The following is an 11,792-nucleotide window of genomic DNA, read 5'->3' as shown; positions in this document are numbered from 1 at the left end:
CGATGCGCAAAAGCAGCGCGTGCAGGCCGTCTCAAAATGGCAGACCTCCCGCCTTCGGCTTGCGCAAAGCCTGGGCAAGCTCGAACCGGCTGCTGACGATAAAACCGAATCGCCGATCGACGAGGCGCGCATTCTCAAACCGCAACCAAAAACTCATCAACCGAACCCAGCGCATCAACCGAAAGCAACCGGTCTCGCGCATACCGATCCCGGTCCGCCACCCCTGTTATCGCCGGTCTTTTTCCACCGCTAGGGCCTTCAGCCGCTCTCGAAGACTCGGCTAGACGAGCCTTCGTCATCGTTGAATTCCGGCTATCCCAAGGCGCTGCGAACCGTCCCGAGAGCGGAATTCACGAGCCGGGGTTCGACCAATGGGCGTATGCGAACGGCGTAACGTTGAAATTAATCCAGCCGGAGAAGCCGACGCAGAATATGTACATCGAGCCGTTCAACGGCAAGTTCCGCGCGGAATGCCATAACGAGCGCGGGTTCACGAGTCTCGCGCATGCTTACGCGGTCATCGCAGCGTAGAGTCGGGTAAATATGATTGTGTGCCGAGCCACTGGGAACGTACCGGAAGAAAGCGATCGGTGCCGCGCCGATCGCAGTCCAAGGTCGGTGGCAGACCAACGATAAGATGCCCCGTGTGACCATACGAAAGCTCGTCGACCAGGCCGAGCTTCTAGGAGCGCAACTGACAGCAGCGCGAAAGTTTTGTTGATTACAAAGGTTTCAAGTGCATGCCCGCGGAACCATTCGCTGAATCCTCGCGGCACGTTCGCATCCAACTTGAGCACACGAACGTGCCGGCTGGGGGCTACGATGCAGTGGGCGGCTGCAGCGATGCGCAATTGCCCGTGACAGGCTGGCCAGTCATCACCTTGCGGATAAAGGGCAGAGAGTCCACCAGCGACGTGTTGACGGTACTATCGTGCGTTTGCCCCGGATAGTAGTGCCATTCAATCGGCGCGCCAAGCGAGCACGCGGTCGATATGAACGCATATGCGTTCGATGGCGGCGTTGTCGTATCGGCAAGGCCCGAACCCGTGAAGAGCGGCACCTTCAACGAAAAGCTTGCAAGTTGCGTCGACGTTGCCGCCACAAGTGCGCCGATCTTGTCGACGGGGGGCGACGCCTTCAGGTAGTTGGTTTGATCGACGCCGTTCGCCTGCTGCAGCGCGTCAAGCGCGCCGAGGCACGAAGTCGTCGCGGCGTCGTATACCGGCAGTGCGCGATCGGAGATGTGGGGCCTGAAATCGAATCCCGGATCGACCAACATCCCGGTTCCCCGAATAGCCAACAGCAGGTACACGGAATTGCCCGCGTCGCCGCTTCCAACCGGTGGCGACGCTGCCGCCCCCGGTCCGACGAGCGGAAAATATACGCCTGTAGCAACGCCGCCGACGACGTGCACGTCAGGTGCATAACTGGGCGCGTACTGCAGCGTTGCTATCGTCGCGCCGGAACCTTGGGACTGTCCGACCGCGACTACCTTGTTAGCCAGCACGCCGGGAAGCGCGGACAGCGCTGCCCGCACCGCGTCGAGCGCACCATATGCTTCCGCACGATGGACGAGGTATGGATGCGGGCCTGGCGTGCCGAGCCCTTCATAGTCCGTCGCGACGATCGCGTAGCCCTGAGCCAACATAGCGCCCAGATAAGCCTTGTCTCGAGCGGAACGCGGGCGGAATGACTGCGCGCAGATATCCGCGATCCCGACCGTGCCGTGCGTCCACGCGATGATGGGCCAGCCCCCCGCCGGGGGCTTACCCTGCGGCAGGTAGACCGCGCCGGAAACGGTAATCGGCGTTTTGCCGTCGACGCCCTCCGTCGACGTGTAAAGCATTCGCAGATTCTGTGCGGAATCAGAATGATCCAGTGCAAGCTCCAGCGGTAATGCCTGCTGCCGCAGCAGTAATCCGGGACGCGCCGGCACGCCACTCGTCCACGTGTAGAACGCCGGCATCCCGCCATCGCCATACGCGGCATTCGCCACCGGCACCGGACCCGTCGGCATGCCTGCATTGTCGATGTCCCCTCCACCACATCCGGCCAATGCCAACGCGGCGGTGCCGGCTGCCAGAAGTCCACGCGCGAGCGCGATGGATAGTTTTTTTGATTTCATGTAACACTCTCGAAAGATCGTAAGTTGTCGTCTCTTGGCCGCAGGAATCGCCCCGCCATTCCGAGACTTTCGTGCGATCCGACTTGAAAAAACGTGCTGCGATCGAGCGTTCCAAGCAAGACAGGGCGAGCTTGGCACGGTGAAATACGCCAAACAAGACGTCGTTTCGTTCCGACAATCAACCATAGGTTGTCACCCATGAAGTATCCGCAAGTCCTCGCATTCGTCAGCGTCGCGCGACTCGGCAGCATCCGTGCCGCAGCGCGGGCGATGGGCGTATCCCAAGCAGCCGTCACGAAAACGATGCGCTTGCTCGAAGAACAGTTAGGTGTAACCCTGCTTGCGCGCGGAGTGGGCGGTGCCGTCCTGACTGCCGCAGGCCGAGCGTTGCTGCCACGCGCGACGTTGATCGTCGAACAAATGAATCTGCTTGAGGGCGACGTGTCGGCAGACGATTGCGGCCGAGTCGCGATCGGCTTGTCTATCATGGCTTCGAACAGCCTGTTGCCGCTCGTCCTACCCGACTTCATTGCGCAACGTCCGCGCTCGCCGCTGCGTATCGTGGACGGCGCCCTTGCGTCGGTCCTCCCAGGTCTGCGCGACGGGACGCTCGATTTCGGTGTCTGCACTGCGCTCGCAGAATCGATTCCCATGCCGTTTCAATTCGAACCGTGGTTTCGCAGACCGGCGATCGTGATTGCCCGTCGCACGCATCCGCTCGTCAACCGCCGATGCACGCTGGATGACCTGACTCGATTTCCCTGGATCAGCGGCGGAATCCGCATTACGACGCAACCTTCCCATATCGGGGCGGCAAGAGTTATCGAAAGACCTCAAAACATCGAGAGCCAAAACGTGGTCGCGACTCGTGCAGCACTGAAGTGCACCAACGCGCTCGCGGTGGTGAGCCGCGATATCGCATCGGAAATAGAGGATATCGACTTGGCGGCGCTCGATCTCGACGAGCCACTACCCGATTTGACAGAGGGCCTCGTGACGCGCTCGGACGTGTTCCTATCGCCGAATGCGCAGTTGATGATGGAGATGCTCAGAAAGCAGGCGTTTCGTAGCTTCGCTTGAACATGCGACTGGAGATTGATTGCGTTTTCGCACCGGTTGTTTGGAGATCGGCCAGACGCCATTCTTAACGTAGTGAACCAACTTGGACCACTGTTCGTCCATGCATTGCTGCGAACGGGATAACTGGCATAAAAGCCGGCTCCCCTGACACCGGTACCACCGATAGCTCAATGTAAGCCTCGCAAGACGGCTCTCGTGCCGGGCCGGCTCTTGGCCCGCCCTTGCTTGCGCTGGTACTTAGAAAGCCGGTCCATGCAGCGCATTGCCGCGCTCGTCCAAGCAGTTCAGCATCCGCCGCCAGTCCGTCGCACACCGCTCGCAGTGGACGTAGTATCACTACACTCTTTGTCATGAAACGTCATCTGTATTGACGTTTTAGTGATCTCATGAGATACAGCGAACGTTGTTTCGCTACAAAATCCAGCCATACAAACAGATTACGGAGACAACGATGTCGACACGTCGTTTCAGGTGGGAACGGGCGGCACTGGCCAGTGCTTTCGCCCTGCTTTCGAGCATCGCCGCACACAATGCTTTGGCATCCGAAGCATTTGGTTCGCCTGGCGCCACGCCGGTAAGAGGCCCGGCAGCCAAGTCGTTCCTCGGCACCGCAGTCAATGGCGCATCGCGCGTGTATTTCACCGGCTATCGAGGCATTCTGTCCGAGGTCTATTACCCGGTTCTGGATACGCCCGAAACCGTCGACTTGCAGTTCCTGGTCGGCGATACCGGCAAAACTTTCGCCGACGAAGAAAAACTCCAGGCATATTCTTCCGCCCAGACCGATACGCGAACGATGAGCTGGCGGGTCACCACCAGTAACAGCGCACACAATTGGCAGATCCAGAAAATCATCTTCGCCGATCCAACCTACAACGCAATCGTGCAGCGTGTGACCTTTACCGCACTCAATGGTCACAAGGTCGGGGATTTCAATCTTTACATGCTGTTCAAGCCGTACCTCGACAACGCGGGCAGCAACAATACGGCACAGACGGTTTCCTATAGCGGCGGCACAGCGCTCGTCGGCAATCACAACAGCCGTTATTCAGCATTGCTGGTCAATCATCCGTGGAAGATCGTCAATGGCGTCAGCATGGCATCGAACGGCTTCGTCTCACAAAGCGATGGTTGGACCGACTTGCTAGGCGGCAGCGCCGACAAATCCATGGACTGGACCTTCTCGTCCGCGACCAACGGCAACGTCGCGCAGATGGGCTGGATCGATACGGGCGATCCGGCTGCCACCAGCGTATCGTTCGACGTGGTACTCGGCTTCGGCGGTACGCAGAACCAAGCGATCAGCGACGCAAACACCGTACTGGGCAGCAATCTCACCAGCGAACAGCAACAGTACGACACGGCTTGGCACAACTATGCGGCAGGCCTTTCGACACAGAACGGCACGGCCGACGACGCCTACTACCTGGCGGCGATGACGCTCAAGACCATGCAGGACAAGAGCAACAGCGCAATGATCGCCGGCATCGGCACGCCCTGGGGCGAAACGCAGGGCGACAGCAACGCGGGCGGCTATCACCTGGTCTGGCCGCGCGATTTGTTTAAGTTCGCGAACGCGCTCACGACGGCCGGCGACACATCCACCGCATCGAACGTCGTCAACTATCTGTTCAATACGTTGCAGCAAACCAGCAATTGCGGCACCGCCGAATACAACGCGTCGGGCTGTTCGCAAGGCTACAGCCGCGTCGGGCGTTTCCCGCAGAATGCATGGGTGAACGGTTGGCCATACTGGCAAGGCACGCAGATGGACGAACAGGCGATGCCGATCATTCTCGCGTGGCGTCTGGGGCCGAGCGTCTATAACCCACTCTGGCCGAAAATCAAACAGACTGCTGACTACATCGTCAGCACTGGGCCGTGGACGTATCAGGAGCGCTGGGAAGAGAACTCCGGCTATTCGCCGTCCACCATCGCCGCCGAAATCGCTGGCCTCGTCACGGCTGCCGATATCGCAGTCCAGAACAACGATACGGCCAGCGCCGCGCGCTATCTGGCAGCAGCCGATTACTGGCAGGAGAACGTGGCGGCCTGGACGTACACGTCGAGCGGCTCGCTCGGCAACGGCAGTTACTATATCCGCATCAATCCGGCCAGTCGCGCGGGCAGCGGCACCGATCGCGCGAGCTTCGCGCCGACATCCGGGCCCGACGCCGCGCAAACGCTCGCGATCAAGAACGGCGGCGGCAACCATGATGCGCGGCGCGTCGTCGACGGCGGCTTTTTCGAGTTGGTCAGAATGGGCGTCAAGCGCGCAACCGATTCAACCGTCACGAATACGATCTCGGTATACGACAGTGTGCTCGGCCAATCGCTGAGCCTGCCGAATGCACCTGCACTGTCGCCCAATGCCTGGTTCCGCTATAACTTCGACGGCTACGGCGAGCACAACGACGGCAGCAACTTCGACGGCACCGGCGTCGGCAGGCTGTGGCCGATCTTCACGGCCGAACGAGGAATGTACGAGATCGCTCGCCAAGGCAGCGGCGGCGCAGGCAGCGCATATCTGTCGACACTCAAGCATTTGACAACGCCGGAAGGCTTCCTGCCTGAACAGATATGGTCGAATTCAACCACGCTGCCCGACGGTTGGGCTGTTACTACGCCCACCGGGTATACGCCGGGTCAGCCGACCAAATCGATGGCACCGCTCAATTGGGCAATGGGCGAATACATCAGCCTGCTGGCATCGATCCAGGCGGGCCGAATCGTCGACATCCCGTCGGTCGTCTGCGCGCGCTACAACAATTGCGTCGCGCCGCTGCAGAGCGGACAGGTTTCGGTAAAGGTCAACGTCAACGCAAGCACGCAGCTCGGCCAGCAAGTCTACGTCACCGGCAATGTCAGCGCGCTCGGCAACTGGAATACCGATCTCGGCATTCCGGCAGATCCGGTCAATTACCCGGTATGGAGCAATACCGTCAACCTGCCGGCAGGCCAGGCGATTCAATACAAGTACTATCGCAAGAATGCGGACGGCAGCGTGAGCTGGGAAAACCGGTCCGGCAATCGGCAGCTCCAAACACCTGCCAGCGGCACGTTGACGTTGAATGATCAGGTGAACTGGTGAAGTTGCGTGCACGTTGGCTCGTGCTGATCGCGGCGATGCTCCTAGGGCTCGCCGCGGCCGGCTGGCGTTACGGATTGCAGATGAAACCGCCGCCGGCATCGGCGCCCGCAGCCGAATTACCTGCCTCGCTTCCCGAGCCTATGCCGGCCATTCCGCCGCCTGCACCTGCGCCGCGCTCGAATCCGCCCCTCGTCAAGGCGCTGCCGCACATCAAGGTTAAACCGGGCGGTAGCAGTTGGAACCCGGACCCGGCCATCGCACCAGCGCCTGTCGAGGCTCAGCGCGGCGCACCCGATGTCCCGGGCGCGCAGCCGCTACGGCCGCCGCCCGCATCCACCCCCTAAAAACGGTCGACGCTGGGCAATTCGCCCAGTCGTTCGATGCGTCCATCGCCTTTATCGGCCTCATACGCCGGTCTGATCGGTTGGCGCTCGATCAGGCAGCGATACTTCAGATTGGACAGCGATTGGCGTATGCACTCCAATCAGGAGTTCTCCGAGCACGCCAGCACGGCCAATGCCGATGCTATGGATCGCTAATGTATACAGCACAAGCGGCAGCGTCGGCCTGCCTCAAGCCCGGCAACGCCTGGCGCAATCATTAAACCTGGATCACCCACATCTCTTTTGATTCGGCAATTAATTCAACGACACCACAGCCCTCTTTCTTCATCGGAATTATCTGAAATTCCATTCCGGGCAAGCCATTGTGCAAAGCCGCGCAAACTAATTTTTCATGTCGGCAGCACGAAATATTCTTACCACACGTTTACCGGTATCTTCCATCGACATTCTTCTACCGGCACCCAACCTTACTTTCCCCTAACCACTTAACAAACCATCAATTCCCCAACCATCAATTGTTAGATTAATTCGAGGAAAAATTACCCGGAAAATCTAAGACGAATCCTATAAATAATAAAAATTTACCGGGCCTCCACCGCGCTATAGGATCCCACCTTTAATCTGCAATCGCTCTTTTATTGGGGTTAACCATATTTATCTATTTTTAACTTTCATACAGTTTATTTTTTATAAAAATCAAATACTTACAGTTAAAATTGGACTGTCCGGCCGGCGCTTGGCGAGCTCGTGTGCCACTGACCGTTGCCACTTCCTAAACAATTCACAGAACCCTTGCCCCGCATGGCTCAATACCTCAAATCAATCGATCCCCAATTTATTTATTTATCCGAACCCTTTGCGTAAACCAAATGCGTGTGATAGTTTCAGAATGCATCCCGGAATTATTTTTTAATTTCCTGGACTAGCCATTTGGCGGTTGGTCGTTTCTTTCAACTTGTCTTGCCCGCTTGAAAACCTCCTTTATCAATAGAGGAACCGTGTATGAGCCAGACATTCAACAATGTGACTTTTTCGGGCCCGAGCGCGACTGCCGGCGTGAACACTTTGGGCCTGTTTACCGGGACCAACCTGTTCAATACGCTCGGCATTACGGGTGTGGTGGTCAACGGTACGATCGATGTGCCTGGCGGAAGCTCGCCGACCGTGACGTGGCAACTCGCGAACGGCACGGCGGCGCTTGCCAGCAACGCGACGTACCTCGGCTACAGCATCAATAATGCCGACCCTACGAATCCGACTTACTACTTCTCGGCCAACCTCGCCGGCATATCGACTCCGATCACGTTCGCGGTGACGTTCAGCCCAAGCGGTACGGGGTTCCTCTCGATCGCGCAACCGATCACCACAACCGCCACCAGCGCACCGCCCAGCACGAGCACGACGCCCGTCTGCTTCGGGCCCGGCACGAAGATCCGCACGACGCGCGGCGATATCGCGGTGGAAGATTTGAAGGTTGGCGACATCGCGATCACCAGTTCGGGCCGCGAGCGCCCGATCGTCTGGATCGGCAAGCGCACGGTGACCCGCACGCATACGTCGAACTTCGACGAGTCCCGTCCGGTGCGCGTGATGGCTGGCGCCCTGGGCGAAAATCTTCCGACGGAAGATCTGGTGCTGTCACCAGGTCATTCGCTGTGCCTGTCAGTACTCGACGAATTGTTCGTTCCGGTGCGCTTCCTCGCGAACGGCTCGACGATCGCCTACATCGACGTCGATGAAGTGACGTACTGGCACGTCGAGCTCGACGAGCACGATGTCCTGATCGCCAACGGCGTCTACAGCGAAAGCTACAAAGACTGCGGCAACCGCGGCTGGTTTATGGGCCACGGCGGCAATGCAGATCCGGACGTCGTCAACGCCGCACTCGCGGAATATGCACGCCCGTTCGTGATCAATGGCCCGGTCATTGACGCATTGCGTTCGCGAATCGCCGTGCGTGCCCGCGAACTCGGCTGGACGATCACCAACGACATGGACGTGCACCTCGTCGTCGACGGTCAACGGGTTGACGGTGATATCGAAAACGGTCAGGCGCGCTTCCTGTTCCCGGCAACGGCCAAAGAAGTGCAACTCATTTCCAAGACGTTCACGCCGGCCGAATTCGGTTTGGGCGACGATCCGCGCAAGCTCGGCGTGTGTGTCAGCGGTTTGCACGTGACGGATGGTCTGTCTTTCTCGAAAGAGATCGCGCTCGACGACGCGGAATTGTCGAAAGGCTTCTACGGCTTGGAGCCGCAAAACAATCACCGCTGGACGAACGGCAACCTGTCGATTCCTTCGACGTTCTGGAGCGGCTGCAAGTCCCACGTTTTCCTGCGTCTGAGCTTCCGGACGGACGCGGGCTTTAGCTGGGTCGAGCCGGCCAGCCAAGCTGCCGACGAAAAAGTTTTGACCTTGCGCGCAGCATAAATTGCGGTTGACGAAGTAGAAAGGTTTGCGGGCGGCGTTGGGGCCGCCCGCATTTTGTTGGTGGGCCGCCCGATATCGAGTTCGCATTGATATCGCGCTTGGCTCGCGTCAGCTGGATGTTTCGGTTCCAGCTCATGCGCGATCGTGCAACCATTTGGCCGCATCGATAGCGATACAGTTTTTCGATCTACAAACAGCACAAGAACACTTTAGCTATCGGCTGGACACTGCAATGGCATGCCATACCGAAGTGAGAGACAGCAACATGGAGCGTCGCCGGCAATTGAACCGATTGAACCAGCTCGATCCCCAGCGAGAGTCCAAGTACGCCGTCCATCGTTGCGGCTTGACGTGCTCCGGGCACGAGCCCAATTCAATCCAATCGCCGAAGAATCGAATGATCGCAGTTCATCTTTTCATTCGCATTCCCAATGATGATCGATCTTGCGGTTGCAAGCGATCTTATCTACCTCCCCCGGCCGATTTCCGATTAAGCTCGTTTCAGGCACCTTGTCACGGCCATTGAAGCACTGCGATCATCCGCCGTGAAGCTTAGGCCGTCGAACCCGGTTATTCGCCGCGCCGCAATCCGACATTGTCGTTTTTTTGTGAACGCAGATGTTGACCAATACTCGATACGATCATGTCTCGTCCGCGGCTTCTCTTGAAGAGCTGTTGGCGTATGACGGCGACGAATTCCTGTACTGCGCGTATCGCACGCTGCTGGGGCGCGATCCAGACCAGGAAGGCGCGTCGTTCTATCTCTCCAAGCTGGAAAACGGGGCCGACAAGCTTCAGATCATCGATCAGTTATGCTCGTCTCCGGAACTCAAGAACGAACGGCGCACATTGCCGGGGCTTGAGCATGCATTGCGAAATTGGCACCGTTTTCATTGGCCGATTGTCGGAAAAATATTCGGACCTCCCGACGCTGGCCGTTTCAGCGGCGTCGAACAAAAGCTGCACCGCGTCGAAAATTCGCTCACAACACTGTCCATCGCTTCTGCCGAACATCTGAATCAGCTCAGCGAACGTCTCACGCATACGCAAGCATTGCTCGAACGCGAGCAAGAAAGCGGCAATGGTCGAGCAAAACACTTCGACCAATCGCTGGCCGCTCTTTCGGGCGATACGGCCGCGCAGTTAAAACAGGTTGAGACGCGTATCGCCCACACCCATGAATGGCTCGGGCAATGGCGGGATGCCTCGGATCTGCACGCCCAGCATATCGACCGTACACTGGCCTCACTGTCCGACGGCACCGCAGCGCATTTGAAGCAGGTCGATGCGCACATCGCCCGCGCGCATGAAATGCTCGGGAAAATGCAGGACGCCGAAGAACAGCGTGCTCAACGCGTCGATCGCTCGCTGGACGCATTGTCGAACCAAACCGCCACGCATTGGGGCGAGATGGACGCGCGTCTCGTCGAGACGCAAACACGGCTGGAACACATTCAGGATGCCGAAAGTATTCAAACGCAGCACTTCGAGCATTGTCTGGCCAAGCTATCGGACGACACTGTCACGCATTTGAATCAGGTGACTGCACGCCTCACGCGAACGGAGGGAATGCTCGGACAGTTGCTTGAATTCGCCAATCTTCAGACACAACGCCTCGATCAGGCGCTGGCCGCGCTGTCAGGCGAGACTGCCTCGCGCTTGAATCAGATCGATACGCGCCTCGCCCACACGCACACTTTGCTCGAACAATTGCAGGAAACGACCCGCTTGCAAGAGCATCGGCTTCAGCGCGTATTGAACGGCGGCGGCCCCGTGCTGGGACGGCCGAATCAGCGGTTCGTGTTCAATCTGTCCACCAGTCATCATTGGCGCGCACGCCCGGTCGGCATCGTGCGCGTGGAGCGGGAACTCGCGAAACATCTGGCCGCTTACGAGAACGTGACGTTCGTGCTCTGGGACCCGGCCGCGAAGGTGCTCAGGGAGTTCGACCGCCGTCACGTAGGCAGCATCCTGTCCGAGCGCTGGTGCGACAGCACGGATGCATCGGTCGTTCAGTATCATCATGCGACGCTGCCCGAACTCGATCCTTCGGGCGCCGATACCTACGTTTCGGTCGGCCTCGACTGGGATCTTTCGCCGATTCACGACGTCGCAAAATATTTGCGCAAGTATGGTGTGAAGATAGTCGGCGCATGCCACGACATCGTGCCGATCCTCTTTCCAGAATTCAGCGCGCGTCAGGAAATGGCTCAAACGTTCCAACGGCATTTCGTCGATATGGCCTATACGGCGACGAGCATTTTCGCAAACTCCGACTCGTCATGCCGCGATCTGGCGTCGTTTTGGGAAGCAGCCGGCGTCGAGACGCGTTTTCCGAAAATCAGCGTGGTTCCGCTCGCCGTGCCCGAGCGCAGCGCGGGATTGCCGGGCTTGGAGGAACGGGAAGCCAGCATGCTGCGCCATGTCCTGTTCTGCGGCAACTTCGTGCTGTATGTCAGCTCGCTCGAAGCGCGCAAAAACCATCGGCTGCTCGTCAATGTCTGGGACGAACTGTATCGCGACCGTGGTGCCGACTGTCCGCAGCTCATCTTCGTCGGCATGAAGGGCTGGGGTGTCGACGATCTAATGGAGCAACTCGAGTGCATGCCGATGTTCAAGGAGGGCAAGGTGCTCTGGCTTCAGAACGTCAGCGACGCGTTGCTCGCGCACCTGTACGCGAATTGCCTGTTCACGGTATTCCCAAGCATGTACGAAGGGTGGG

The 11,792-nt window shown here is 58.6% G+C and carries 7 protein-coding genes and 1 pseudogene; 7 read left to right on the top strand and 1 reads right to left on the bottom strand.

Annotated features, from left to right (window positions below; translation table 11 throughout):
• The coding region (locus WS68_RS28170) for a hypothetical protein (protein WP_197419502.1) at positions 1 to 253 on the top strand (253 nt) is incomplete at its 5' end.
• Positions 254 to 310: 57 nt separating this feature from the next.
• Positions 311 to 528, top strand: a pseudogene (locus WS68_RS25485) (integrase core domain-containing protein); the annotation flags it as partial.
• Between the two features lie 289 nt (positions 529 to 817).
• Here WS68_RS25485 and WS68_RS00235 read toward each other — a convergent pair.
• The gene (locus WS68_RS00235; protein WP_197419501.1) at positions 818 to 2,125 is read right to left on the bottom strand and encodes a lipase family protein; all 1,308 of its coding nucleotides are present in this window, start codon (positions 2,123 to 2,125) and stop codon (positions 818 to 820) included.
• A gap of 198 nt (positions 2,126 to 2,323) precedes the next feature.
• Between WS68_RS00235 and WS68_RS00230 the strand changes: the two genes are divergently transcribed.
• The 5 genes from WS68_RS00230 to WS68_RS00215 form a co-directional block, all read left to right on the top strand.
• Entirely contained in the window at positions 2,324 to 3,205 is an 882-nt protein-coding gene (locus WS68_RS00230) for a LysR substrate-binding domain-containing protein (RefSeq protein ID WP_059568903.1), read from the top strand.
• Positions 3,206 to 3,656: 451 nt separating this feature from the next.
• Entirely contained in the window at positions 3,657 to 6,296 is a 2,640-nt protein-coding gene (locus WS68_RS00225; protein ID WP_059568905.1) for a carbohydrate-binding module family 20 domain-containing protein, read from the top strand.
• Positions 6,290 to 6,640: a hypothetical protein gene (locus tag WS68_RS25480; RefSeq protein ID WP_082709719.1), complete on the top strand. Its 351-nt coding sequence runs from the start codon at positions 6,290 to 6,292 to the stop codon at positions 6,638 to 6,640. Before WS68_RS00225 ends, WS68_RS25480 begins: the two co-directional genes overlap by 7 nt.
• Before the next feature lie 1,002 nt (positions 6,641 to 7,642).
• Positions 7,643 to 9,070, top strand: a complete 1,428-nt coding sequence (locus WS68_RS00220; RefSeq protein WP_059568902.1) for a Hint domain-containing protein — start codon at positions 7,643 to 7,645, stop codon at positions 9,068 to 9,070.
• A 618-nt stretch (positions 9,071 to 9,688) separates the two neighbouring features.
• The coding region (locus WS68_RS00215; protein ID WP_156429290.1) for a DUF4214 domain-containing protein at positions 9,689 to 11,792 on the top strand (2,104 nt) is incomplete at its 3' end.

It is taken from the genome of Burkholderia sp. TSV86 (genome assembly GCF_001522865.1).
Classification (GTDB): Bacteria; Pseudomonadota; Gammaproteobacteria; order Burkholderiales; family Burkholderiaceae; genus Burkholderia.
This window is presented reverse-complemented; position numbering and strand designations above follow the sequence as displayed.

Excerpts from the sequence above, each read along its gene's own strand:
- WS68_RS00225 (WP_059568905.1), top strand. The coding sequence starts at position 3,657 with ATGTCGACACGTCGTTTCAGGTGGGAACGGGCGGCACTGGCCAGTGCT.
- WS68_RS00235 (WP_197419501.1), bottom strand. The coding sequence starts at position 2,125 with ATGAAATCAAAAAAACTATCCATCGCGCTCGCGCGTGGACTTCTGGCA.
- WS68_RS00220 (WP_059568902.1), top strand. The coding sequence starts at position 7,643 with ATGAGCCAGACATTCAACAATGTGACTTTTTCGGGCCCGAGCGCGACT.
- WS68_RS00230 (WP_059568903.1), top strand. The coding sequence starts at position 2,324 with ATGAAGTATCCGCAAGTCCTCGCATTCGTCAGCGTCGCGCGACTCGGC.